20 protein-coding genes are annotated in these 24,809 nt (G+C 58.0%); 11 read left to right on the top strand and 9 right to left on the bottom strand.

Annotated elements, in window-relative coordinates:
- Nucleotides 1-17: 17 nt before the first annotated feature.
- Nucleotides 18-2,072, bottom strand: coding sequence for a DNA helicase IV (gene helD / locus BRD58_RS06735; protein ID WP_073383872.1), 2,055 nt, complete (start codon nucleotides 2,070-2,072; stop codon nucleotides 18-20).
- A 221-nt stretch (nucleotides 2,073-2,293) separates the two neighbouring features.
- On the opposite strand from helD, the gene BRD58_RS06730 reads away from it, so the two are divergent.
- Nucleotides 2,294-2,740, top strand: a complete 447-nt coding sequence (locus BRD58_RS06730; RefSeq protein ID WP_012848131.1) for a YccF domain-containing protein — start codon at nucleotides 2,294-2,296, stop codon at nucleotides 2,738-2,740.
- A gap of 12 nt (nucleotides 2,741-2,752) precedes the next feature.
- Entirely contained in the window at nucleotides 2,753-4,894 is a 2,142-nt protein-coding gene (gene yccS, locus BRD58_RS06725; protein ID WP_012848130.1) for a YccS family putative transporter, read from the top strand.
- Between the two features lie 26 nt (nucleotides 4,895-4,920).
- On the opposite strand, the gene BRD58_RS06720 is transcribed toward yccS, so the two are convergent.
- Nucleotides 4,921-5,544 carry a TfoX/Sxy family protein gene (locus tag BRD58_RS06720; RefSeq protein WP_012848129.1) on the bottom strand — a complete coding sequence of 208 codons (624 nt, stop codon included), beginning with the start codon at nucleotides 5,542-5,544 and terminating at the stop codon, nucleotides 4,921-4,923.
- A 215-nt stretch (nucleotides 5,545-5,759) separates the two neighbouring features.
- On the opposite strand from BRD58_RS06720, the gene sulA reads away from it, so the two are divergent.
- Together sulA and ompA are read left to right on the top strand one after the other, a co-directional pair.
- Nucleotides 5,760-6,272: an SOS-induced cell division inhibitor SulA gene (gene sulA / locus BRD58_RS06715; RefSeq protein ID WP_249975182.1), complete on the top strand. Its 513-nt coding sequence runs from the start codon at nucleotides 5,760-5,762 to the stop codon at nucleotides 6,270-6,272.
- 362 nt (nucleotides 6,273-6,634) lie between these two features.
- On the top strand, nucleotides 6,635-7,690 hold the full coding sequence (gene ompA / locus BRD58_RS06710; RefSeq protein ID WP_012848126.1) for a porin OmpA: 1,056 nt from the start codon (nucleotides 6,635-6,637) through the stop codon (nucleotides 7,688-7,690).
- 376 nt (nucleotides 7,691-8,066) lie between these two features.
- Here the strand turns inward: ompA and matP are convergent, their stop codons facing one another.
- The gene (matP, locus tag BRD58_RS06705; RefSeq protein WP_015461267.1) at nucleotides 8,067-8,525 is read right to left on the bottom strand and encodes a macrodomain Ter protein MatP; all 459 of its coding nucleotides are present in this window, start codon (nucleotides 8,523-8,525) and stop codon (nucleotides 8,067-8,069) included.
- Between the two features lie 204 nt (nucleotides 8,526-8,729).
- Between matP and BRD58_RS06700 the strand changes: the two genes are divergently transcribed.
- Entirely contained in the window at nucleotides 8,730-10,478 is a 1,749-nt protein-coding gene (locus BRD58_RS06700) for an AAA family ATPase (RefSeq protein WP_172454880.1), read from the top strand.
- Nucleotides 10,479-10,546: 68 nt separating this feature from the next.
- Entirely contained in the window at nucleotides 10,547-11,065 is a 519-nt protein-coding gene (fabA, locus tag BRD58_RS06695; RefSeq protein ID WP_012848123.1) for a bifunctional 3-hydroxydecanoyl-ACP dehydratase/trans-2-decenoyl-ACP isomerase, read from the top strand.
- A 125-nt stretch (nucleotides 11,066-11,190) separates the two neighbouring features.
- Here fabA and rmf read toward each other — a convergent pair whose 3' ends face one another.
- The 6 genes from rmf to rlmKL all read right to left on the bottom strand — a co-directional run bounded on the left by rmf (nucleotide 11,191) and on the right by rlmKL (nucleotide 19,208).
- A complete protein-coding gene (rmf, locus tag BRD58_RS06690; protein ID WP_015461265.1) occupies nucleotides 11,191-11,364 on the bottom strand; it encodes a ribosome modulation factor in 174 nt (57 codons plus the stop codon).
- Nucleotides 11,365-11,620: 256 nt separating this feature from the next.
- A complete protein-coding gene (gene pqiC / locus BRD58_RS06685; protein WP_069578424.1) occupies nucleotides 11,621-12,187 on the bottom strand; it encodes a membrane integrity-associated transporter subunit PqiC in 567 nt (188 codons plus the stop codon).
- A complete protein-coding gene (gene pqiB, locus BRD58_RS06680) occupies nucleotides 12,184-13,827 on the bottom strand; it encodes an intermembrane transport protein PqiB (protein WP_015461263.1) in 1,644 nt (547 codons plus the stop codon). Before pqiB ends, pqiC begins: the two co-directional genes overlap by 4 nt.
- A 6-nt stretch (nucleotides 13,828-13,833) precedes the next feature.
- Entirely contained in the window at nucleotides 13,834-15,087 is a 1,254-nt protein-coding gene (pqiA, locus tag BRD58_RS06675; RefSeq protein WP_012848120.1) for a membrane integrity-associated transporter subunit PqiA, read from the bottom strand.
- An 85-nt stretch (nucleotides 15,088-15,172) separates the two neighbouring features.
- A complete protein-coding gene (locus BRD58_RS06670) occupies nucleotides 15,173-17,086 on the bottom strand; it encodes an ABC transporter ATP-binding protein (protein ID WP_015461262.1) in 1,914 nt (637 codons plus the stop codon).
- A gap of 4 nt (nucleotides 17,087-17,090) precedes the next feature.
- Nucleotides 17,091-19,208, bottom strand: a complete 2,118-nt coding sequence (gene rlmKL, locus BRD58_RS06665; protein WP_073382029.1) for a bifunctional 23S rRNA (guanine(2069)-N(7))-methyltransferase RlmK/23S rRNA (guanine(2445)-N(2))-methyltransferase RlmL — start codon at nucleotides 19,206-19,208, stop codon at nucleotides 17,091-17,093.
- Nucleotides 19,209-19,234: 26 nt separating this feature from the next.
- On the opposite strand from rlmKL, the gene BRD58_RS06660 reads away from it, so the two are divergent.
- The 5 genes from BRD58_RS06660 (at nucleotide 19,235) to BRD58_RS06640 (ending at nucleotide 24,749) form a co-directional block, all read left to right on the top strand.
- Nucleotides 19,235-19,519: a hypothetical protein gene (locus tag BRD58_RS06660; RefSeq protein WP_015461260.1), complete on the top strand. Its 285-nt coding sequence runs from the start codon at nucleotides 19,235-19,237 to the stop codon at nucleotides 19,517-19,519.
- Nucleotides 19,520-19,576: 57 nt separating this feature from the next.
- Nucleotides 19,577-20,386 carry a potassium channel family protein gene (locus BRD58_RS06655; protein WP_073382024.1) on the top strand — a complete coding sequence of 270 codons (810 nt, stop codon included), beginning with the start codon at nucleotides 19,577-19,579 and terminating at the stop codon, nucleotides 20,384-20,386.
- Between the two features lie 644 nt (nucleotides 20,387-21,030).
- The gene (locus BRD58_RS06650; RefSeq protein ID WP_071840960.1) at nucleotides 21,031-21,330 is read left to right on the top strand and encodes a PapB/FocB family fimbrial expression transcriptional regulator; all 300 of its coding nucleotides are present in this window, start codon (nucleotides 21,031-21,033) and stop codon (nucleotides 21,328-21,330) included.
- Between the two features lie 158 nt (nucleotides 21,331-21,488).
- Nucleotides 21,489-22,226 (top strand): fimbrial biogenesis chaperone, encoded by a 738-nt coding sequence (locus BRD58_RS06645; RefSeq protein WP_012848113.1) that lies wholly within the window; start codon nucleotides 21,489-21,491, stop codon nucleotides 22,224-22,226.
- 66 nt (nucleotides 22,227-22,292) lie between these two features.
- The gene (locus BRD58_RS06640; protein WP_041692731.1) at nucleotides 22,293-24,749 is read left to right on the top strand and encodes a fimbria/pilus outer membrane usher protein; all 2,457 of its coding nucleotides are present in this window, start codon (nucleotides 22,293-22,295) and stop codon (nucleotides 24,747-24,749) included.
- Nucleotides 24,750-24,809: the final 60 nt, after the last annotated feature.

Here is a 24,809-nt window from a genome sequence, read left to right as displayed (position 1 = left end):
GCCCGACGCTGCGGAAATTACGCCTTACGTCGCGCGACGGCGCCCAGGCGCTGCAGCGCGGCCACAAAGCGTGAGGGCCGCAGCGGATCCTGCAGCAGCCATACCCGATGGCGGGCGCGGGTCAGCGCCACATACAGCAGCCGCCGCTCTTCAGCATCGGGGAACGGCTCCGCCGCGGGCAGCAGCACCTCCTCGATCACGCTGGGGGCCTCCGGCGCGGGGAAACCATCCCGCCCCTCATGCAATCCCAGCACGATCACATAGTCCGCCTGACACCCCTTGCTGCCGTGCAGGGTCATAAAGTGAAGATCCAGCCCCGGCCAGCGCGTCGCGGCGCGATCCAGCAGCGCCGGACGCAGGTGATGATAGCGCGCCAGGATCAGAATGGACTCGTCGGCACGCACATAGCCGCTCAGCTTATCGAGCAGCGCCTCCAACTGGTCCTGCGGCAGCAGGGTGACCGACTGCCGATCGCCATCGCGCAGGGCGTTGAGCGTCTTCTTCGCCTGGTGTGGATTCTGCTGTACGAAACCGTTGGCGATCTCGCCAATGCGGCGATTAAATCGGTAGGAGGTATCCAGCCGGCAGCACTCGCCCTCGCCAAAATAGTGGTGAAAGGCGGTTGTCAGCGTCAGCTGGGCACCGCTGAAACGGTAGATAGCCTGCCAATCATCCCCGACGGCAAACAGCGCGCTGTGGCTGTTCTGGCTGCGCAGCGCAGCCAAAAGTCGCGCCCGCTGCGGCGAGATATCCTGAAACTCGTCCACCAAAATATGTCGCCACGGGCTGATAAAACGCCCCTTCTCCAGCTGCGCCTGCGCCTGCTGGAGCAGCGCCGGGAAATCCAGCGCCCCCTCCTGCTTCAGCGCCGCCTTCCACGCCTTGAGCAGCGGTGCCAACAGGCGCAGACGCTGTTGAAACGGCGCTCGTAGCGCCTCCGACGCCTGTTCGACCATCGCCGCCTGGCTGCCGCCGTGCTCGCGCAGCAGCCCGATCCAGTACGCGAGGCGGGGCGCCAGATGCGCCTGCAGCGCGGTATCCTGCCAAAAGTCCTCCCGCTCAGGGAGCGCGTCGAACAGCAGCGTCAGCCACTGGCGCCACCCGTTGGCCTGGCTTTTCTTCTCTGCGCACTGACGCTGCCACTCGGCGAGCAGAAACGCGTCGCGCGCCTCGCGATCGCTCGCCAGGCGTGAAATGGCCACCGGTCGTCGGGCCGTCTGATTAACAATATACAGCGCCAGCCCATGAAAAGTTCTGGCCTGTACCTCTGCGCAGCCCGGCGTCTGCCGCAGCCGCTGCGTCATCTCCTGCGCCGCCCGGCGGCCAAAGGCCAGCGGCAATATCTGCTCGGCGTCGGTCTGCCCGCCCTGCAGCAGCCAGGCGCAGCGCGCCAGTAGGACGCTGGTCTTGCCGCTGCCGGCGCCGGCCAGCACCAGCACATTCTGTTCGCCGTTGACCACCGCCAGCGCCTGACTGTCATTGAGCGGCGACGGCATGGCCTCGGCAAAAAAATCCGCCCGCTCGCTCAGCACCCGTTGACTCCAGCGGCGGTTGTGCTGCTGACGGCGCTGTTCGCCCTCATCGCGCCACGCCACACAGTCGTGGTACAGCGGAGCACAGACCGGAAACGCCTCTAGCCGCTGCACCGGCAGCGGCAGCGCCTGCAGCGTGCGGTCGATCTCCTGCACCAGGGACGTCAGATCGGCGCGCGTCAGCCAGCCATCGCGCTGCGCCAGCGCCTGTAGCCCTTGACACTGAGCCTGAAGCACCTCGGCGCTGATCTGCGCCATCGACTCGCTCCACGCGTCCCAGCGTTGCATCAGCTGCTGATGAAACCGCTGTGTCTCCTGCCAATCCGTGCCATGCAGGCGGACCACCCGCTGATCAGGCAGCTCAAACTCCAGCTCCCCCCATACCAATCCCCGCTTGCAGCGTAGCGCCATCAGTTGGTTAAACGGGATCAGATACTGGTGCCGCTCTCCGCTGACCTCAATACCGGCGTTCAGCAGGCGCACCCGGTTATACGGATGCTGCGCCAGACGCTGTCCCAGCTTGGTGGCCCTAAGTTCCATGCCGTTTTCTACCTGCGTTGATTCCATCATATCGACCAGTTTACCCATGAATCGACGACGCCTCTAGGCGCGCTCCCACAATTGTACTCACCGTCGCGCCGGGCCGGCGCCCCCTGTCTGCGGAGCAACGCGGCCAAAACGCAATGCGCCACGTTCCGGCCGCCGGAAAAACAGGGTAAACTGCATATAATTATAGCCAGTGTCATAATGAGTTAACCCTAATGAGAACCGTACTGAATATTCTGAATTTTGTGCTAGGCGGCTTTATTACTACCCTGGGCTGGCTGCTGGCTACCGTCGTCAGCGCCCTGCTCATCGTCACCCTGCCGCTGACCCGCTCCTGCTGGGAGATAACCAAGCTCTCCTTCATTCCCTATGGCAATGAGGCCGTGCACGTCGACGATCTCTACCCGGAGCGCAAAAACGGACTACTGAGCGCCGGGGGGACGCTGCTGAACGTGATTTGGCTGGTTCTGTTTGGCTGGTGGCTGTGCCTGAGCCATATCGCGGCCGGCATTTTGCAGTGCGTGACCCTTATCGGCATTCCGGTCGGGATTGCCAATTTTAAGATCGCAGCCATCGCCCTGTGGCCGGTCGGGCGTCGCGTCGTTCCGATTGAGGTCGCGCAGGAAATGCGCCAGGCTAACGCGCGCCGCCGCTTTCAATAAGCCCGCTGCGCCATGTCCGTTTTTGTCACGTTTGCGCCCAGCCTGCGCCGCTATGCCTATAACAGCGCTCTGCTGTATAACCTGCGTATATTTATTGCCCTGGCGGGCGCCGCCGGGGTTCCCTGGCTATTGCACCAGCCGCGGCTGACCATTCCCCTCACGCTGGGGGTCGTGGCCGCCGCGCTGACGGATCTCGACGATCGTCTGGTGGGCCGCCTGCGCAACCTGCTGATCACCCTGGTCTGCTTCTTTATCGCCTCCGCCTCCATTGAGCTGCTGTTTCCCTATCCCTGGCTGTTTGCCGGTGGCCTGATGCTATCGACAGTGGGCTTTATTTTGCTGGGCGCGCTGGGGCAGCGCTACGCGACCATCGCTTTCGGCGCGCTGCTGATCGCCATCTATACCATGCTGGGAACATCCATGTACCAGTTCTGGTATCAGCAGCCGCTGCTGCTGCTGCTGGGCGCCGTCTGGTACAACCTGCTGACGCTGATCGTCCACCTGCTTTTTCCCATTCGCCCGGTACAGGAGGGACTCGCGCGCAGCTACAGCCAGCTGGCCGTCTATCTGGATGCCAAGTCCAACCTGTTTGACCCGGATCAGGAAGAGGATCTGAATCAGCCGCTGATCGACGTGGCGATGGCCAACAGTAATCTGGTCACCACCCTCAATCAGACCAAGCTGACGCTGCTGACGCGCCTGCGCGGCGATCGCGGTCAGCGCAGCACCCGCCGGATGATGCACTACTACTTTGTGGCGCAGGATATCCATGAGCGCGCCAGCTCCTCGCACTTTCAGTACCGGCAGCTGAGCGATATGTTCCGCTACAGTGATGTGCTGTTCCGCTTTCAGCGCCTGTTGATGCTACAGGCCCGCGCCTGCGCACAGCTCTCTCAGAGCCTGATCCTGATGCAGCACTATCAGCACGATCCCCGCTTCGAACGGGCCTTTTGCCACCTGGAATCCACACTGGAGCGCATCGCCACCCGCCATGGTCGCCAGCATACGTTGGTCAAGTCGCTGTTCAACCTGCTGATTAACCTGCGCGCTATCGATGCCCAGCTGGCCAATATCGAGTCGGAGCAGACCCTGGAGGAGACCCGCGAGGAGGAGAGCACCCTCGCCGAGGATCGCATTACCGGCTGGCATGACATGCTGCAGCGTATCCGCTGCCAGCTGACGCCCCAGTCCGCGCTGTTCCGTCACGCGGTGCGCATGGCGCTGGTGCTGGTGGTTGGCTACGCCTTTATTCAGTTCACCGGCATGCAGCACGGCTACTGGATCATGCTCACCAGCCTCTTTGTCTGCCAGCCAAACTACCATGCCACCAAACGTCGCCTGTGGCTGCGGATCGTCGGCACGCTGGCCGGCATCCTGATCGGTCTGCCGGTGCTCTATTTTGTCCCCTCGCTGGAGGGACAGCTGCTGCTGATCGTGATCAGCGGCGTGCTGTTTTTCGCCTTTCGCAACGTGCAGTACGCCCATGCCACCATGTTCATCACGCTCTTGGTTCTGCTGTGCTTCAACCTGCTGGGCGAAGGGTTTGAGGTTGCGGGGCCGCGCGTGTTCGATACCCTGCTGGGCTGCGCCATCGCCTGGGCTGCCGTGACATTCATCTGGCCTGACTGGCACTTCCGCCAGATCCCGGCGGTAATCGCTCGCACTCTGAACGCAGACTGCCGCTACCTGGATGCCATTTTAGTGCAGTACCACCAGGGGAAATCCAATGCGCTGGCGTACCGTATCGCCCGCCGCGATGCACACAACTGCGACGCAGAGCTGGCCTCCGTCGTCTCCAATATGTCGCTGGAGCCGCGCCATTCGGCGCAGTCCCAAGAGGCGGCCTTTCGCCTGCTCTGCCTCAATCATACCCTGTTAAGCTACATCTCCGCGCTGGGTGCCCACCGCCAGCGCCTGGACGACCCCGTCACCCTGGCGCTGCTCAATGATGCCGTCTGCTATATGGACGATGCGCTTAACTATCAGGATGACGAGGTCATTCGTCGCACCCAGCGGGCTATCGAGCAGCTGCAGCAGCGCCTGCTGACGGTCAATCTCCCCAGCGACAGCGCCGGACAGCTGGTGCTGCAGCAGATAAGCCTGATGCTGGAGCTGCTGCCCGAGCTGACCCGCCTCAAAGCCTCTTTGGCATAGCCGCTGAGCGCGCGCCGCCGCGGCGACTACTTTTTGTAGCGCCAGCGGTGCGCGTTCCCCTGCAGCCACTGGCGCAGCGCCTCGCTCACCGGACGCGGCAGCACCGCACTATGACATCCCTGCACCGCCGCCTCCAGATCGAATAGCACCCGATCCCCCACCTGATGATTCGCCTCCTTTAGCTGGCTGAAGGCCTGGGTCGCCCCGACGCGCTCCAAATCGGCCAGCGACCGAATGCCGATCCGATACAGCCGCCGCTCCATATTGATCGAGATATTCGGGCGAGTGTGCAGCCGCCGCATCGCCGCCAGGCGGATATCGTTGTCGCTGCGCGCCTGCTGCAGCGAACGCCGCAGCAGGGTAGCCAGGCGCTGGGGCTGTTGCCATATGGCCGCCTCGACCCGATAGTAGCCCAACCGCACAGGAAAGCCGCGCTTCGTGTAGATAAACGGCTGCATTCCGCAGTCTTCACAGTGGCGCCCCTGTGCATCGCGGGCTCGGAGATAGAGCTCCCCCTCCGCGATCAGGGCAAACATCACCCCGTCACACCATACGCCCTGGCCGCCGAACTGAGAGCGCAGCAAGACCCGCCCCAGCGCCGCAAACAGGGACTCCGCCACCCGGCATTTTTCACCCTGTAGTCCATTCATGTATGTCTCCTTAATAATCATTGTAATCAATGAGCTGTCACCAGATCGCTGCGGACAACCATTAGCAACATAACCAATTCAACCGCAACACCCAATACGCAACCGAGCGACGCCATGCCTTACATCCGATAAATGCGAAGCGTATTCAAAAAAACAGGTTGATCTTCGGACAGGGTAGAATTACTGTATAAGCATACAGTATACGGAACGAGAACATGACTATGCGTACATCCCCGTTGCATCCTGCTACAGACAGCGTCGTATTCAGCCGCCCCGCTTGCCAGAGCGCGCCCACGGTGCCGCAAAGCGGTTTTGTCAGCGAGCTGGGATATGGCGCCCAACAGCCGCTGCTGTCGCTGCTGTTGCCTCCGTTACTGCGCCAGCTGGGGGAGCAGTCCCGCTGGCAGCTGTGGATCACCGCCCAGCACAAACCCAGCAAGCGCTGGCTGTCCGCCTGCGGCGTTCCGGTTCATAAAGTGATGCAGCTGAGACGCGCAGAGGCGGGAGAAGCGATCTATGCGATGGAGCAGGCGCTGCGCAGCGGAAACTACAGCGTTGTACTCGGATGGCTGCCGCCGCTGACGGCCGCCGAACGGCTGCGACTCAACCGCGCGGCGCAGGCCGGTCGCAGCATCGGACTGCTGATGCAGCCGCAAGAGGGTAAATTGGCCGCGGCGGCACCGCCTCAGGCCCATGCCGCAAATCGCGGATCAGCGCGTTACCATTAAATCACTTTAGGATAAATCCAACGCGGATGCGTTCATAATATGAAAATAGGTTATTCATAATGGGGAAATCCCCACCGGTTAAGCGGTTAGACTGGCTGAAAACCATTTCAGTTGCGCGCAAAAAAAACACCACCTGTTTACCAAAACGCAGACGACACTCTTTTTTTTTGGTGAGCATAATCACATCGTACTTGTAAGTTTCTAATCTCGTTGTAGACTTGTTATCGCAGCGGCTGTCCGAGATATCTATAATTGTTACCTGGCTAACAGCGTAATAAACCGAGCGACAGCCGTATAAAAGGTATTAAACCAAGAGCTATAGTTATAGCTCATTGCCTATTTGGATGATAACGAGGCGCAAAATGAAAAAAACAGCGATCGCATTAGCAGTGGCACTGGCAGGTTTCGCTACCGTAGCTCAGGCAGCTCCGAAAGACGACACCTGGTACGTCGGTGGTAAACTGGGCTGGTCCCACTTTATCAGCAACAGCTTTGAAGACATGGGTACAACCAAGTCCCATCCGAATCAGCTGGGCGCCGGTGCTTTCTTCGGTTACCAAGCCAACCCGTACCTGGGCTTCGAAATGGGCTACGACTGGCTGGGCCGCATGGGCTACACCGGTGACGTGAATGCCAAATTCAAGTCACAGGGCGTACAGCTGGCTGCCAAACTGAGCTACCCGCTGATGGACGATCTGGACGTATACACCCGCCTGGGCGGCATGGTATGGCGTTCTGATATCCACGGCGCAGCAGACGGCGGCGACTATACTTCAAGCCACGACACCGGCGTATCTCCGCTGGCCGCTATCGGCGTTGAGTACGCACTGAACAAAGACTGGGCTACCCGTCTGGACTATCAGTATGTCAACAAGGTTGGCACCCGCAGCGAAACCGGCGCACGTCCGGACAACACCATGCTGAGCCTGGGCGTTGTATACCGCTTCGGTCAGGATGAAGTCGCTGCTCCGGCACCGATCCCGGCTCCGGCTCCGGCTCCGGTCGTTGAAACCAAGCGTTTCACCCTGAAGTCTGACGTTCTGTTCAACTTCAACAAATACACCCTGAAAGCCGAAGGCCGTCAGGCGCTGGATCAGCTGTACAGCCAGCTGAGCAGCATGGATCCGAAAGACGGTTCTGTCGTCGTTCTGGGCTACACCGACCGCATCGGTTCCGATCAGTACAACCTGAAGCTGTCTAAGCAACGTGCTCAGACCGTGGTTGACTACCTGGTATCTAAAGGTATCCCGGCAGACAAGATCGCTGCCCGTGGTATGGGTAAAGCTGATCCGGTTACCGGTTCAACCTGTGATAACGTGAAGCCGCGTGCTGCCCTGATCAACTGCCTGGCACCGGATCGTCGCGTTGTTATCGAAGTGAAAGGCATCAAAGAAGAAGTTTCTCAGCCGCAGGCTTAAGTTCTTCCCTTTCATTCAAAACCCCGCTCCGCGGGGTTTTTTTATACCTGCCGATGGGGAAAGTTCGCATCGATAGAAATAGCCGAGGGTCGTCTCACCCTAAATAGCGCCACGGTGCTTTTGGTATTTTCTCATTTCGCCCGCTCAGCGCTGAACGACGGCGCGGTATCACTGAACCACGCCGCTTAACAGAAAAAGAAATTCAGCGAGCAAGAGCCTTTGATAAACGTGGATTATTCTTTTTAGTTTGATCGGACATGCTATTTCTACTTTTTAGGAATATATGAAGAAAAAATAAAACACCAATATCAGAAAAACATTACTTTATATAATGTTCAGGGTAAGCGCAGCGCGGGCTATTCGGTATAAATAGGTATTAATCCCGTTCACTGTGTAAAAATGCCTGCAGATCCTGCTTTAGCGAACTCATCTGACTGGCATACAGCTCTTTACGCTCCGCATCCTCGATAAGCTGAACGATGGTATCGGACAGGGTCGCGCCCCGCCGCTGCGCTAGCGCAGCCAAACGCTGCCAGACCAAAAACTCAAGATCGATGGACTTCTTACGGGTATGCTGATTTTCAGCGTTAAAATGGCGTTTACGTCGGGCGCGAATAGTCTGCTTCATGCGGTTACCCAGCGCCGGATCCATATGTTCGCGGATCCAGGGCAGCACCTTTACCGGCTCATGCTCCAGACGCAGCAGCTGCTCCACCGCCTGCTGGGCCTGACTGAGCTCCTGATAGCGGGTGATCGGCTCCCCTTCCCGGTGTTTTTTCACCAGGTATTTCCACTTCCAGCCACACTCCAGATTTTCAAGCTGTTGATATTTCATATCTGTCTGCCAGTGACACGGTAACTTATCTCTAAGGATAACAATTTTTAGCACTTTTGCCGTCTAAAAATCCGCGTAAAGCGCAAAAAAACGTCACTTAACGACGCAGGCCACAATCCATCCGCTCATCGGACCGAGTTTCCTGTGCAGTCAGGCGGATTCTTGTATAATTGTTTTTTTCCGACTAACGATGATTTGACAACGTTGAGCAACTACCGACTTGAGTGGCAATCGCTACTGCCCGATACAACTCCCTATACCTCTGTGTTCAGCAGTGCTGCCGCGCTGTCGGCGATCACCTTTGCCGAATATCAGCCGCGTCTGGAGAACAGCCTGGCACACTTTTGCCATGCCCATGCCCCCAGCCCGTTTATGCTGGTCAAGGCAGAGACCGACTTTGAACACCTAACGATCCTGCAGCGTGCCGTAGAGACCCTGCTCCCCGCCGGCGGCCTCCACGGCAGCCGGTATCACATCACGCCTGAGCAGATCAGCGTCACCCCCGCAGAGAAGCCAGAGGATAACCTGGCGGCGACGCAGCGGGTGGCGTGCGCCGAATGGTTTGAGGGTGAACAGCTGCTGGGGACCGTGCGCCAGGGCAACAGCGGGCTCCTGCTGCAGCCGGGCCTCGTGCACCAGGCCAACGGCGGGGTGCTGATCCTGTCGCTGCGTACACTGCTGACGCAGCCGCTGCTGTGGGTGCGCCTGAAGCAGTTCGTCACCACCGGGCGTTTCCAGTGGTTTGCACCGGATGAAAGCCGTCCGCTGCCGCAGCCGATCCCCGATATGCCGCTACAGCTGAAGGTCCTGCTGGTCAGCGACCGGGAAGGGCTGGCCGACTTTCAGGAGATGGAGCCGGAGCTGTATGAGAGCGCCCTGTACGGCGAGTTTGAGGTCGACATGCCGCTGGTGGACAGCGACGATATGCAGCGCTGGTGCGCGCTGGTATCGACGCTGGCGGCTCAGCAGCGGCTGCCGTCCATCACGCCGGATGCCTGGCCGTCGCTGGTCCGCAGCGCCGTGCGCTACAGCGGCGATCAGAATCTGCTACCGCTCAATCCGGTGATGCTGGGACGCCTGCTGCGCGAAGCCGCGCTGTATGCCGATCCGCATATCAACGCCGATGCGCTGCGGCAGGCGCAGGAGGCCCGTCTCTGGCGTGAAAGCTATCTGTCGGAGCGCATGCACGACGAAATCGAAGTCGGCCAGTTGCTGATCGATACCGAAGGGGCCGCGATCGGCCAAATCAACGGCCTGTCCGTGCTGGAATACCCGGGACATCCCCTGCTCTTCGGTGAACCCTCGCGCATCAGCTGCGTGGTCTATCAGGGCGACGGGGAGTTTACCGACGTCGAGCGCAAGGCCGAGCTGGGCGGTAATCTGCACGCCAAGGGCATGATGATCATGCAGGCCTTCCTGATCTCCGAGCTGGAGCTGGATCAGCAGCTGCCCTTCTCCGCATCGCTGGTGTTCGAACAGTCCTATGGCGAAGTCGACGGCGACAGCGCCTCGCTGGCCGAGCTCTGTGCCCTGATCAGCGCCCTGGCCATGGCGCCGATCAACCAGCAGATCGCCGTCACCGGCTCCGTCGATCAGTTCGGTCACGTCCAGCCCATCGGCGGCGTTAACGAGAAGATCGAAGGTTTCTTTGAGGCCTGCCAGCGTCGGGGGCTGACCGGTAAACAAGGGGTTATCATCCCCACCACCAACGTACGCCACCTGTGCCTGCGCGATGACGTCGTTGAGGCCGTCAAGGCCGGAACATTCCATCTCTGGGCGGTAGAGAACGCCGAGGACGCGCTGCCGCTGCTGACCGGCGTCGCCTATATCAGCGAAAACGGCCCCAGCCTGCTGGGGACTATCCAGGCGCGTATCGCCGCCGCCAGCCCACTGCTGGATCGGCGCATGCTGCCCTGGCCGATACGCTGGTTAAACTGGTTTAACCGTGGCTGATCGGACTTGTTCAGCGTACACCTGTTAGCTAAGATGGTCATCTCACTGAATAAAGGCTGACGAGAATTATGGTAGATAAACGCGAGTCCTATACCAAAGCGGATCTGGAAGCATCCGGTCGTGGAGAACTGTTTGGCGCCGGCGGGCCGCCGCTGCCGTCAGGCAACATGCTGATGATGGATCGCGTCATCAAAATGACCGAGGACGGCGGTAATCACAACAAAGGCTATGTCGAAGCCGAGCTGGATATCAATCCGGACCTGTGGTTTTTCGCCTGCCACTTCGTTGGCGATCCGGTGATGCCGGGCTGCCTCGGCCTGGATGCCATGTGGCAGCTGGTCGGTTTCTATCTCGGCTGGCTGGGCGGCGAAGGCAAAGGCCGTGCGCTGGGCGTCGGCGAGGTCAAATTCACCGGTCAGGTACTGCCGACGGCCAAGAAAGTGACCTACCGCATTCACTTTAAACGCGTTATCAACCGCAAGCTGATCATGGGGATGGCCGACGGCGAAGTTCTGGTCGACGGCAAGCTTATCTACACCGCCAGCGATCTGAAGGTCGGCCTGTTCAAAGACACCAGCGCCTTCTAAATCCGCGCGTCATCGCCGGGTAGACAAAACGCAGCCTCGCTGCGTTTTTTTATGTCTACGCCGTAGGGCCTCATGTAAAAACCCCCGACGCGGGGGGTTTTTACGCTCGAATTGTGTGGGGAGTACTACGCTACCGCGACCAGAGACCTGTCTTCCATGGCCTGCCGCCAGCCTCCCAGCCAGTAGGAACGAGCGTCCAGAGAATGATAAGGACAAAGCTCCTTGGAACGACCAGCAATACCCGCTTGATAGCCACGGGCCTGCGCCCTTTCCAGACGATCGCGTTTCTGTCTCTTCATGCCTTTTTTCCCTCATAATTACGCTGGTGGAAAGAAAACAGTGGTCAGCGTACGCTGCCACCCTTAACCAATAGCCACTTTTACCCGTTGGGTCAATGGTGAAAAATTATCCACCCGTCACAATTCCGCGCTAAAGTCGCGATCATATTTTCGACTCCAGGCCGGGGTGATAGCGTAATTCACTGAGGGATCTCAAAAAAAAACGCCCCTCGCCTTTGTCGGCAAGGGGCGCGGCTTTTACACGCGGTAACGCATTTTAGTTGGCGTGGGCTATCTGGCCGGCCATGCTGGCGATCTCCTGCTGCCACCCCTGCGCCAGGGTGCGCACCAGCGCATCATAGCCATTCCCCTGCTGCGGGAGCACGATGTGGAACGCCTTCTGCGTCAGCGTCCCCTGGTGGCTCAGCAGCCACTCCCCGGCCACCACCACCTTACCGTCATAGCGTCCATAGAACGCGTTGACGTTAACGGTCAGGGTATCCTGTCCCATCTCCAGCGGCTGAGCTGACACCAGCCACCCGGGCATCCCGGCGCTGAGGCCGGCCACCAGCGACTGGGTCAGCTGCTGGGCCAACGGACTGGCCCACAGGTTATTGCTGGCCGTCACGAACTGCACATCGTTCTGCTGGTAGACCACCCCCATTCCCCCGAGCAGATCGGTGACGTTCACCGGCTGCACCCATAGCTGGCGCGCCTGTGGCGCCGTCTGGACTACGCTGGCTTTGGCCGCCGACGTCGTCGGCAGCTGATAGTAAGACTTCTGATCGCTCGCGCTACAGGCGCTCAGCGCCAGTACCGCCAACAGCATCATCCCTCTCTTCATGGTTTGGCTCCCTTGGGATGCGGATCTTTACCCGCCGGTGCCTCAAACACCAGCGCGTTGCTCTTCTGATTCAGGGTGCGCAGCACCGGCTGCAGCTCGCGCAGCACCTGGTCCAAATGCTGCATGTCGCTCACCATCTGGTTATAGGCCGGAGAGCCCGGCTGAATCCCCTTGATGGTTCGATTCAGCTCGATCAGCGAGCGCTGCAGATCGCTCGGCAGCGACTGCATCGCCTTGCTGGACAGAATATTATTCAGCTGCCGCAGCGTCTCCTGCGTCTTCAGCATCGTCCCCTGGCTGGTCTTCAGCGCCCCTGTCGCCGCCGAGATCATCGGCTCCAGCGGCAGCGCATTCAGCTTATCCAGCACCGCCGTGACCTTCTGCTGCAGCTGTGCCAGCCCGCCGCTCACCGTCGGCATAATCGGGATCCCGTTGATGACGTCAGGGCCTTTCCACGGCTTGGCATTGGGGTAGAAGTCCAGATCGATATACAGCGCACCGGTGATCAGGTTGCTCGACTTCAGCGCCGCGCGCAGACCGCTGTGGCGGATCCCCAGCAAATGCTGGCGCAGGTCAAAGTTGTCACCCATGTTCTCTTCAATGCGCTCAGGCTCAATATGCACCAGCACCGGAATGCGGTAGTTGGCATCCAGACGCTGATCCAGCCCTTTCACATAGTAAGGCACCTGCGCCACGGTTCCCAGCCGGATACCGCGGAACTCCACCGGCGCCCCGGCCTGCAGGCCGCGAATCGAATCGGCAAAGAACATCAGCACATCAAAGTGCTCGGTGTAGAGCGAATCCTGAATGCTATTCTGGTTATCGTACAGAATATAGTCGCTCAGGTTAGCCACCTCCTTGCCTGGCGTCAGGCCCTGCGGCACGTCGAAGCTGACGCCGCCGCTCAGCAGCGTCGCCAGCGACCCCATCTGCACCCGCATTCCCTGCGCCGACACATCGAAGGAAATCCCGCTGTCCACCCAGAAGCGGACGTTTTCGGTCACCAGCGTGTCATACGGCGCCGCGATAAACAGCTGATAGGTGATCTTCCGCGCCTTGGTATCAAACCCACTGGTCTCCACCGACCCCACGCGCAAACCGCGGAACAGCACCGGATCGCCAGGATTCAGCTGACCGGCCTTATCGCTGACCAGCATGATGCGGATGCCCTTGGCATCCGGCGGCGCCAGCGGCGGCTGATCCAGCAGGTTGAACTCATGCTGCTCGCTATCGCTCGATCCCGGCTGCAGGCCGATATAGGCGCCGGACAGCAGCGTCCCCAGGCCTGAGATCCCTTCACGGCCAACCTGCGGCTTCACCACCCAGAATACGCTATCCTTGCGCAGTAGCTTCTCCATGCCGGTTTGCAGCCGCGCCTTGACGATCACCTGATTCAGGTTATCGCTCAGCGTCACGCTCTCCACCGTACCGACGTCCACGCTGCGGCTCTTGATCGCCGTTTTCCCAGCGATGATGCCCTCAGCGTTTTGGGTTATCAGCGTGACCTCCGGCCCCTGATGGCTGAAGTGGTAAAAAATAATCCAGGCGCCGATCAGCGCGGTCAGGATGGGAATAATCCAGACCGGTGACCAGCGCTTGATACGCTCGATTTTAGCCGTTGTTTGTTCATCCACCTTCAATTACCCCTACTCCCCTGTTGGTACTCTGCTCTCGCGATCCCACAGCAACCGGGGATCAAACACCATGGCGGAAATCATGGTAATAATGACCACGGCGGCAAACAGAATGGCGCCGATATCCGGATAAATACTCATTAAACGCCCCATGCTTACCAGCGACGAGAGCACCGCGATCACAAATACGTCGATCATCGACCAGCGGCCGACAAACTCGACAATCTCATAAATAACGTGCATGCGCTCACTGTCCCGCCCGGCGCCGTGGCGCGATGCCCAGCACAGCCAGGCGATGGACAGGATCTTCAGCGACGGCACCATGATGCTGGCGATGAAGATCACCATCGCTACCGGGTATGAGCCCTCGCCCCACAGCAGGATCACCCCGGCCATAATGGTCGAGGTCAGCTTACTGCCCAGCGCCTGGGTGACCATGATCGGCAGCAGATTAGCCGGGATATACAGCAGCAGCGCCGTCACCAGCAGCGACAGCGTCCACTGCAGACTATTGCGCCGCCGGGCATAGCCCGTCGTCAGGCAGCGCGGACACTGATGCTGATCCGCTGGCAGGATCGCCGTACAGCAGGCACAGGAACGCAGCCCCTGTCGCAGCCCGGTTTCGCCGCAGCGCTGCGGCAGATCACAGGGCGGCGCCGCAGCGATGTCATCCCACAGCAGCCGGCGATCCACCATCTGGAATGCGCGGACCTGAAGCAGGCAAAACAGGCAGTAGGCCCAAAAACTGCTGCCGACCCCCACGTCGCCATACGCCATCAGCTTAACAAAGCTGACCAGCACGCCGGCGAGAAAAATCTCCACCATACACCAGGCGCGGCACTGCAGCAGGACCCGCGCCAGCCCCACCCTGAGCATCGCCGGCAGCGGCACCCGTAGACACAGTAGGATGATCACCACCATACAAAATGCGGGGATCACCTGTACAAAGATCATAAACAGCGTGGCGATACTGACGTAGTTTTCAGACATCAGCATGCCGGGGATCTGGATCAACGTAATGGCATTGCTGATCCCGGCCACCGACATCGTGACGAATGAAAACAGGTTAGCCACCGCTAAAAGAAACAGCGCGCTGGCCGCATACAGCGCCGGCTGCAGATGCGGATGCCGCCAGCGCATTGCCAGCGTCGTACCGCAGCGCGGACATACGCTCTTGGTGCCCCAGGTCAACCGAGGCAGCGCAACCAGCATGTCGCACTGCGGGCACAGCATATGGGCGTTTTCCGAATCCTGTTGACTGCACATTAGATTATCCGGTTATAAAAAAGCCTGATACGCTGCACGCTGGCAGCCATCAGGCTGATGATTATCCCTGCGACTATAGCCTCAATCAGCTGGCATTTTTTTGCGTTTCAAGGGATTCCCAGCGAGCATACGCCTGTTCCAGCGTCTGCTCGCACTCCGCCAGCGCCTGCAGCACCGGCTGCGTCTCGCCGTGCGGCAGAGAGAAGAAGTCCGGTGAGGCGACCTGCGCCTGCAGGGCCGCGAGCTGCTCCTCCTGCGCCTCAATCTGCTGCGGCAGCTGCTCCAGCTCCCTTAACTGATTGTAGCTCAGCTTATTGCTGCTGCGACGCCGCTCTGTTTTCGCCTCGGCCTTCAGCGCCTGCGGTGCGGCATCCGACGCCGCCGGCTGACGCAGCGCCTGCGAAGCCGCCTGCTGCTGATGGGCATCGGCATAGCCGCCGGTATAGCGGGCAATCACGCCATCGCCCTCAAAGATCCAGCAGTCGGTCACACAGTTATCGACAAACTGACGATCGTGGCTCACCAGCAGCACGGTTCCCGGGTAGTTGGCAACCAGCTCTTCCAGCAGCTCTAGCGTTTCGATATCCAAATCGTTGGTAGGTTCATCGAGCACCAGCAAATTGCTCGGTTTTAGGAACAGTCTCGCCAACAACAGTCGGTTACGCTCCCCGCCGGAGAGCGCGCGCACCGGCGTCATCGCCCGCTTGGGATGGAACAAGAAGTCCTGCAGATAGCCCAGCACGTGTCGAGCGCGTCCGTTGACCATCACCTCCTGCTTGCCCTCGGCCAGGTTATCCATCACCGTCTTGTCCGGATCCAGCTCGGCGCGGTGCTGGTCGAAATAGGCGATCTCCAGCTTGGTGCCGCAGCGCACGCTGCCGCTGTCCGGATTAAGCTGACCGAGCATCAGTTTCAGCAGCGTGGTTTTACCGCAGCCGTTGGCCCCGACCAGGGCGATCTTATCGCCGCGCAGCACCTGACCGGAAAAGTCACGCACCAGCGTCTTATCGCCGCAGCGGTAGCTGACGTTCTCCAGCTCGAAGACGATTTTCCCAGAGCGCAGCGCCTCTTCGGCCTGCATCCTGGCGTTCCCCTGCTGCGCCCGGCGCTGGGCATGCTCCTGACGCATCGACTTCAGCGCACGCACGCGTCCCTCGTTACGGGTACGGCGCGCCTTGATCCCCTGACGGATCCACGCCTCCTCCTGCGCCAGTCGGCGATCGAACTCAGCGTTTTGCAGCTCTTCCACCCGCAGCGCCTCTTCCTTCCCGGTCAGGTAGGCGTCATAGTCTCCCGGCCAGGAGACCAGCTTACCGCGATCGAGGTCGACGATGCGCGTCGCCATGGCGCGAATAAAGGCGCGGTCATGGGAGATAAAGATGATGCTGCCGTTAAACTCCTTAAGGAACCCCTCCAGCCAGGTAATGGTATCGATATCCAGGTGGTTGGTCGGCTCATCAAGCAGCAGGACGTCCGGCTCGCACACCAGCGCGCGCGCCAGCGCCGCCTTGCGCAGCCAGCCGCCGGAAAGCGCCGAGAGCGGACTGTCGGCCTCCAGACCCAGCTTGGTCAGCACATCGCGAATGCGGGCATCCATACGCCAGATACCCTGGTGCTCCAGCCGCTCCTGCAGCTCCGCCAGCTGACGCAGGTGCTGCTCGCTGGGATCGCGCTCGACCTTGCGCAGCAGCTCATGGTAATCGCGCAGATGCTGCGCCTGTTCGGCCACGCCGCCGGCCACAAAGTCGAATACCGAACCGGCGACGTCGCGCGGTGGATCCTGCTGCAGACGCGACACCACCAAATCCTGCGCATACACGACGCGCCCATCATCCAGCGCCAGCTCGCGTCCCAGGATCTTCAGCAGGGTCGATTTCCCCGCGCCGTTGCGTCCGACCAGGCAGACGCGCTCATTGGGCTCGATATGCAGCTCGGCATTATCCAGCAGCGGCGCATCGCTAAAAGAGAGCCAGGCGCCGGAAAGACTAATCAAAGACATGGAATTACTGCTCCTCGCCGGCGTGGGTCACCAGCCAGCAATTGTGGATCTGGCGGTTACGGGCAAAGTCGGCAGAGAGCGTGCGCTCGGTGATCTCCTGCGCCTGCAGGCCCAGCTGCGCCAGCCCGGCCAGATCCATTTTGAAACCGCGTTTGTTGTTGGAGAACATGATAGTGCCGCCCGGACGCAGTATCCGAGCCAGATCGCGCATCAGATCCAGGTGATCGCGCTGCACATCAAAGGTCCCTTCCATCCGCTTCGAGTTGGAAAAGGTCGGCGGATCGATAAAGATCAGATCGAACTTATCCTCGCAGTGGTGCAGATAGCTCAGGCAGTCCGCCTGAACCAGGCGATGCTGACGCCCGGTCAGCCCATTCAGGCGCAGGTTGCGCTCCGCCCACTCCAGATAGGTTCGGGACATATCGACCGTGGTGGTCGAACGCGCGCCGCCCAGCCCGGCGTACACGCTGGCGCTGCCGGTATAGGCGAAGAGGTTCAGGAAGTCCTTACCGCGGCTCATCTCACCCAGCATCCGACGCGCAATGCGGTGGTCGATAAACAGCCCGCTGTCCAGATAGTCGGTCAGGTTGACCCAGAAACGGGCACCGTACTCATGGACCTCCATGAATTCGCCCTTCTGCGCCAGCTTCTCATACTGGCTTTTTCCCTTCTGCCGCTCACGGGTTTTCAGGATCAGATTATTGCCTGAAACGCCCATCACCGACTGGGTCACGCTGACCACGTCAAATAGACGCTGGCGCGCCTTCTGCGCATCGACGCTCTTCGGCGGCGCATACTCCTGGACCACGATCTTTTCCCCGTAGCGGTCAACCGCCACGTTGTACTCTGGCAGATCGGCATCGTAGACTCGGTAGCACGTCAGCCCCTCTTGCCGCGCCCACTTATCAAACTTTTTCAGGTTCTTACGCAGACGGTTGGCATAGTCCTGCGCCACCTCGCCGCCGCCGGCCTGCGGTGCCGCGCTCAGGCGGTAGTTCTTCTGGACACACTCCAGCGGGCCATTCTTCGCCTTAAACTGGCGCTCGGCGCGCAGCTGCAGACAGCTCAACAGCTCCGGCGAGGCGCTGAACAGCGACAGCTGCCAACCACCGAACTCCCGCTTCATGATGCGCCCCAGCGTGTTGTGCAGCGCGATCAGCGCCGGTTCGCTCTCCAGTCGCTCCCCATAGGGCGGGTTGCTCAGCACCGTCCCCTTCGGCCCTTCCGGCAGCGGATTGTGCAGCTGAGCCACATCGCCACCGTTAAAGGTGATCAGGGCGGCCACCCCGGCGCGACGGGCGTTAGCGCGCGCCATCTCCAGCACGCGGCGATCGAGATCGTAGCCAAAGAAGCGCGAGGTCGTCTGCTCCAGCCCCAAACGGGCGCGGCGCTGCGCCTCTACGCGTACCTCCTGCCACAGATCGGCGTTGTGACCGAGCCAGCCCATAAAGCCCCAGCGCTCACGCTGCAGCCCCGGCGCCCGATCGGATGCCATCATCGCCGCCTCGATCAGCAGCGTGCCGGAACCGCACATCGGGTCGACCATCGGCGTACCCGGCTGCCAGCCGGAGCGCAGCACCACGGCCGCCGCCAGCGTCTCCTTCAGCGGCGCCTGGCCAGTCAAATCGCGATAGCCGCGCTGATGCAGCCCATCGCCGCTGAGATCCAGCGATACGATCGCCGTTTCGCGCTGCAGATAGACGCTGATGCGAATATCGGGATCCTGCTTGGCCACGCTGGGACGCGCATCGATGCTCCGCGTAAAGCGGTCAACGATGGCATCCTTCACCTTGAGGGCGCCATACTGGGTATTGCGGATCTCCTCATTGGTGCCGCTGAAGTGCACCGCAAAGGTCTTATCGATGCCAAACAGCGTCGGCCAATCGATCGCCTGTACGCCCAGGTACAGATCCAGATCGCTGTAAACCTTAAACTCACCCAGCGGCAGCATGATGCGCGACGCCAGACGGCTCCACATCAGACTCTGATAGAGCAAACGCCCATCTCCCCTGAAATGCACGCCACCCTGGACAATCTGGCAGTCATGCGCACCGAGCCCTTCCAGTTCATTTTTCAGTAGTTCTTCGAGACCGCGCGCGGTGCTGGCAAAAAGAGATTTCATGTTTTCACTATCGCTATCAGTCAGTTATGGATGATATTCGCCCACATTGGCTCAGGAAACACCTGGCGAACGACGCGAAAGCGCGCCGGTTGGGGGGAATAAACCCGATATTTTCCACTTTTCCCCGCCGCCACGCCATCCCCACAGCGTTTTTTTACGTATTTTCTCCTCCGCCCCTCGACGACGGCGTCGACATTGGCGCCCGCGCCCGTCGCTATCCGCAGGTCTGCGCCCTCTGCAACGGCCCCCTCACCGCGAGCCCGGACACGGCCAACGCCGGCGCAGCAGACAAAAATCGCCTGATGGAGTAGGCTACTCCACTTTGGTGAGGCAACGCCTCTCAGGCTTCTAGGCAAGGCTCGACGATTATGCGTAGGCTGAAACACCCCACTCAACACGCCTCATGGAAGGTCAGGGCTGAACAACATCAGTTTTGCTGGCTGTTTATCTCACTGATCGGCGTATTCTTTATTAACCTGATCCCGAACCTTGGCGATCTGCAGTCCAAATCCCTCATCTGCCTGACGCTGCAAGGGATCGCCGGGTTTAATGTAGTTCTGCGCCGCAATCGGGCTTTCGTCACGGTTCCGATCGTACTCAATATCATCATCTTTCTGTTCTTTCCCCACTCTCTTCCCTTCATCTTATTAGGGAAGATGCTGTACCTGTATTTCTTTACGCTGGTCACCGTCGTCGTCGTCCGCAAGGTTATCCGCGCCGCCTCCGCCGACGGCGAAATGGTATTTGCTGCCCTCAGCGGATTTCTGCTGATCGGCTATATCGGCCTCTTTATCTTTTCCAGCATCGAGGTACTACAGCCGGGCTCGTTCAAAGGCATCAGCGACAATCCGCAGCAGATGTTTAACGACCTGTTCTATTACTCGTTTATCAGCATATTGACCGTCGGCTACGGCGACATCGTCGCCGTCTCTTGGCCCGCCCGCAACGCCACGATTTTAGTCGTATTGATGGGCTATATTTATTCGCTGGTCTTTATTGCCAGGATCGTCAGCGACTTCCCTAAGCTGGGGCCGTTGTGCGGCGATGATGATAACAAGACTGAGGAGAAACCGCGCGCCACCGACGGCGGGGAGCCGCCCAGCGCCCCACGCGACGGCGCAGCCGGCGGTGCGGATAGCAAGACGGAGAAGATAACCCCACCCCGCCGACGGCGGTGAGCCGCCCAGCGCGGCGGCGCAGCCGGCGGTGCGGATAGCAAGGCGGAGAAGATAACCTCGCCCCGCCGTCCGATAAAAATGGCGCAGCAAAGAAAACGGCCCGCCGCCATAGGATGGCGAGGCCGCCCCCCTATGGCATACCCATCGAGCCCCGTCGCACGCGCATTCTATATCGCGTTGCGCCCCAGCGACGCCATCACGCGCTGCACATCGCCACGATCTATCATGCTAAGAGTAATCAATTTATATTAATCACTCTCATTTTTTATATTTTAAAAATTCATCCCAAAGCTTAATTAATCAAATATTTCCTCTATTCCCTCTTTAAGGATATATATTGATAGATTTACTTTAGATTACAATCGCACGCCAATCATGGCCTTTGCCATAAAACGCCCTCTTTATCCAATCAATATCCCGTCATGCCGCTTATTTTTGGTATTTTTTATCGTTAATTAACAATATCACGCTCATTTAAACCATTTTGGCGACGGGGAAATGAGCGCACTCACCATCTTCACAAGAAAAATATTTTGAATATACTACGATTGCTTTCACAGGAAATTAAGTTCAATTCATTACACATAGAGCAAAAGAATTAATACAACAAAACAAATATAAATAATGAATTATCAGGATGTTTTATGGATAAGGGAACGCCATTACGTTCAGAAATAAGATGCTTTGCTACTGCGACGAGAAAACAGAACCGACTATGTTCGGGTGAGCTCTCCGAAAATCAATTCTGGCTATTGGTTGAAATATCCCCCATCAGCAGCGAGAAAATTATTGATGCGATGTGGGAGTATTTAATACTTGGCCGTACCAGAAAAGAGATCTGCGAACGGATTGGCGTCAGCAATGGATATCTTAGCACCAGCCTAGGACGCCTGTCGCATATTCATCACATTGTTTCGTGTCTTGCCTGCTACTACAAGACATAGGTGTACAGCGCTTTAACGATAGCCTCACTGTTACTAACGCATCATCGAATGCGCCGTGAGCCTCCGCTGCAGAACTATTGGAATAGCGCCGCAGCAGTACATTATATAGTTAATTGATTTATAAGCTCTCTCACCTGAGAGATAACAGGACTTATTACATGTCAACTAAATACTTCGTATTCGCGGCGCTGGTATTCCCCCTTATCGGCAACGCCGTCGCGCTTGATACACAAACGAGAAGCTATAGCATAACCCTAGGCGCATCTCGGATCATTTTTGATGCTGACAGCGATAGCTATAATCTCCCCATTGAGAATCAGCAATCCTATCCTATTCTGGTCGAGTCTCGGGTTATGGATGAAAAGTCCGAGAAGAAATCCCCAGACTATATTGTGACACCACCGCTGTTCCGCTTGGACAGTGGGCAAAAGAACACCATATCGATCATTAAAGTCAGCCCCCATTTCCCTCACGACATTGAGTCCATGCACTGGATCTGTGTTAAGAGTATTCCACCAACCGAGGGAAGCGCCTGGAGCGATAACGATAAAAACAGCGGCAAAGGAACCTTAAACGTCAACGTCATGGTGAATAGCTGTATTAAATTAATTACCCGCCCATCCTCTTTGAATATCAAGGATGCGAGCTATGCGTCGGCGCTAACCTGGCAACAGAACCAGGGTGCGCTTACCGTTACAAACCCAACCCCCTATTTTATTAACTTCAGAGGTATAAAAGTTAATGGTCGAAACATAACGCCACCGATCGCCATAAAGCCACAGGGAGTCTATCAATTTCCACAAAAAAATATTGCCAATAAAGGGGAAAAGATTACCTGGAACCTGATTAATGACTACGGCGGTACGACCCGTGACTACCAAACCCTGCTCAACTGAATACTGCGGACGAATATAAATTAGCGCTAAGTTAGCCCAGCCCATACAGACAAGGAAGCGTCAACAATGAAAACAAAGATCAAACCGCTTATCGGGTCAATGATATTGGCTGGATTACCCTACAGCGCAAGTTCACTCGCGCAGTCAGAAACCTTCTTTTTTGATTCCGCGCTGGTGAATGGTCATGACGTCAGCCGTTTCAACGACGGTCAACAGCTGCCGGGGACCTATCTGGTCTCTGTTGCGGTGAACGATTCCAGAAAGAAAATAACAAGCTATCAGATCGAGTTCGGCTACGTGGATAGCACGCTAACGCCCAATCTGAAAAAAGAGGATTTAGTTTTATTCAATATTAACCCTGATGCGCTGAAACTACGCTATCGACCGGGGGAGAAGTACATCGACTTCCGTCAGGGCGATCTACAGTTTAGCTTCGCATTTTACGGCATGAGCCTGGTGCTGTATGCGCCGGCTAAAGCAATCATGAATAAGCCCAGTGAGCTAGCGCATGAGTCTCAATGGGACGATGGCATTACCGCATTCATTTTAAACTATGATGCCAAAGCCTGGCACCGTGAGGTTAAGTTTAACGCCCCGTCCAGCGAATCTTATTCGCTCTCACTGGCCCCGGGTCTTAACGTGGGCAGCTGGCGTTTACGCAACTCGGGTCTATGGCAACGCAGCTACAATGGCGAGAGTACCTACCAGAACGCCTATACCTATGCGGAAAGCGATATACGATCGTTAAAAAGCAAGCTGTTGATCGGTGAAAGCAGCTCCGGCTCTGATATTTTTAACAGCATCCCCTTCAGAGGCATCAAGCTGGCGACCTCTGACAGCATGATCCCCTTCTATGACAGAACGTTTGTCCCGGCCGTACGGGGCATTGCCAGCGGCGTCGCGCAGGTAGAGGTACGCCAGAATAATTACCTTATCTACAGCACCGAAGTGCCGGCCGGCGCCTTTGAGCTCACGGATATTCCCGCGCTACGGGGCGAAGATATGGAGGTCACGGTCACCGAAAGTAACGGCACCGTCCAGCATTTTACGGTTCCCTATAACACCCCGGCCATTTCGCTCAAGGCCGGTAGGTTAAAGTATGAGATAACCCTGGGGAAATACCGCCCTTATTCAGATACAGAAAACGACGACTTTTTTAGTAACGCCACGCTGATTTATGGCTTCAACGATTTTCTTACCGGGTATACGGGTCTCCAGGCCAGTAATAAATTCTGGTCTGGGGCGCTTGGGCTGGGGTTTAATCTGTATCGTTTTGGGGCACTGTCCATCGATGGCGTGTCTTCTCGCAACGGCTATCATGATAATGAAACCGGCAGCGCCCTGCGTATTCGATACAGCAAGCTTATCAACGAAACCAATACTTCGTTCAATCTGGCCAGCTATCGGTACGCCTCAAACGGCTACAGCACATTCACCGACGCCATGGCGCCCCGGCGCACTCGCTCCCCAGACCCATGGAGAAAGAAACACGATAGCAGCATCAGCCTGAAGCAGGATCTGTCCCGCTTTGGTTCTCTGGATTTATCCTTGCGAGCCACCGACTACTGGGATAAAAAATCCGAGTCGTATGCCAACGTAAACTACAGCACCTCTCTCTTTGGACGCGCCAGCCTATCGCTGGGCTGGAACCGGGTTCTCAACGCTGACTATCGCCATCAGGAAGATATATTCTCCGCTGCTATCTATGTCTCTCTGGGAAGTCTCATCGGCGCCGGAACCAACTCCAGCCTGAGATACCAGATCCTCTCCGAAAGGGATCGCAGTATCAGTAACTCTCTCTCGCTGAACGGCATAGCCTATGACAATCGCCTGTCATGGAATATCAGCCAGGGGATTAATAGTAAAAACGACGACAATAAGAGAACCTCGCTCAGCGCTGCATTAACCCATCCCTTTGGCGCTATTAATGGCATGTATAACTATAGCCCATCGGTGACGCAGTTTGGCGGTGGAATTAACGGCAGCATGGTCTTACACCGCGGCGGAATCACGCTGGGGCAGCGGATCTACGGTGCGGCTGCGCTCCTGGATGTAGACAACGCCGCCGACATTGCGGTCACCAACCGCAGCGGGGTGAAAACCGACGATAACGGTTTTGCCCTTGTTACCGCGCTCAACACCTATCGAAAAAATGACATTTATATCAAGCAGGCTGACTTAAACAGTCAAACGGAGATTAAACAGACGGTCTCCTCGGTTATTCCTACCGATAACGCCCTGGTACTCGCCAGCTATAAGGCGGTCAGCGGTAAAAAGGCGCTATTCCACCTCAGCGGCAGCGATGGCAAGCCACTCCCCTTTGGCGCGGTGGTCGCCACAGAAAACCAACATAGCGCAGGTATCGTAGGTGACGTTGGCGAAGTCTTCTTAAGCGGATTATCGGACAGCGGCGTACTCCATATTCGCTGGGGAAACCATAGCGGACAGCAGTGTCGTATTTCCTATGCACTGAAAGAGAAAAACTCCGTTGGCTTATATATATCGGCGCTCACCTGCTCATAGTCTTTAGTTTTACTCGGTTTTATTCCTGGGCTGAGTAATGGGTAAATAGTTGGACAGGGA

Origin of the sequence: Edwardsiella piscicida, assembly GCF_001896205.1 — a bacterium.
In the GTDB taxonomy this organism is placed as follows: Bacteria; Pseudomonadota; Gammaproteobacteria; order Enterobacterales; family Enterobacteriaceae; genus Edwardsiella; species Edwardsiella piscicida.
This window is presented reverse-complemented; position numbering and strand designations above follow the sequence as displayed.

Bases quoted from the DNA above. Each gene is read 5' to 3' on its own strand.
- helD (WP_073383872.1), bottom strand. From the start codon at position 2,072: ATGGAACTTAGGGCCACCAAGCTGGGACAGCGTCTGGCGCAGCATCCG.
- BRD58_RS06730 (WP_012848131.1), top strand. From the start codon at position 2,294: ATGAGAACCGTACTGAATATTCTGAATTTTGTGCTAGGCGGCTTTATT.
- yccS (WP_012848130.1), top strand. From the start codon at position 2,753: ATGTCCGTTTTTGTCACGTTTGCGCCCAGCCTGCGCCGCTATGCCTAT.
- BRD58_RS06720 (WP_012848129.1), bottom strand. From the start codon at position 5,544: ATGAATGGACTACAGGGTGAAAAATGCCGGGTGGCGGAGTCCCTGTTT.
- sulA (WP_249975182.1), top strand. From the start codon at position 5,760: ATGACTATGCGTACATCCCCGTTGCATCCTGCTACAGACAGCGTCGTA.
- ompA (WP_012848126.1), top strand. From the start codon at position 6,635: ATGAAAAAAACAGCGATCGCATTAGCAGTGGCACTGGCAGGTTTCGCT.
- matP (WP_015461267.1), bottom strand. From the start codon at position 8,525: ATGAAATATCAACAGCTTGAAAATCTGGAGTGTGGCTGGAAGTGGAAA.
- fabA (WP_012848123.1), top strand. From the start codon at position 10,547: ATGGTAGATAAACGCGAGTCCTATACCAAAGCGGATCTGGAAGCATCC.
- rmf (WP_015461265.1), bottom strand. From the start codon at position 11,364: ATGAAGAGACAGAAACGCGATCGTCTGGAAAGGGCGCAGGCCCGTGGC.
- pqiC (WP_069578424.1), bottom strand. From the start codon at position 12,187: ATGAAGAGAGGGATGATGCTGTTGGCGGTACTGGCGCTGAGCGCCTGT.
- pqiA (WP_012848120.1), bottom strand. From the start codon at position 15,087: ATGTGCAGTCAACAGGATTCGGAAAACGCCCATATGCTGTGCCCGCAG.
- BRD58_RS06670 (WP_015461262.1), bottom strand. From the start codon at position 17,086: ATGTCTTTGATTAGTCTTTCCGGCGCCTGGCTCTCTTTTAGCGATGCG.
- rlmKL (WP_073382029.1), bottom strand. From the start codon at position 19,208: ATGAAATCTCTTTTTGCCAGCACCGCGCGCGGTCTCGAAGAACTACTG.
- BRD58_RS06660 (WP_015461260.1), top strand. From the start codon at position 19,235: ATGGATGATATTCGCCCACATTGGCTCAGGAAACACCTGGCGAACGAC.
- BRD58_RS06655 (WP_073382024.1), top strand. From the start codon at position 19,577: ATGCGTAGGCTGAAACACCCCACTCAACACGCCTCATGGAAGGTCAGG.
- BRD58_RS06650 (WP_071840960.1), top strand. From the start codon at position 21,031: ATGGATAAGGGAACGCCATTACGTTCAGAAATAAGATGCTTTGCTACT.
- BRD58_RS06645 (WP_012848113.1), top strand. From the start codon at position 21,489: ATGTCAACTAAATACTTCGTATTCGCGGCGCTGGTATTCCCCCTTATC.
- BRD58_RS06640 (WP_041692731.1), top strand. From the start codon at position 22,293: ATGAAAACAAAGATCAAACCGCTTATCGGGTCAATGATATTGGCTGGA.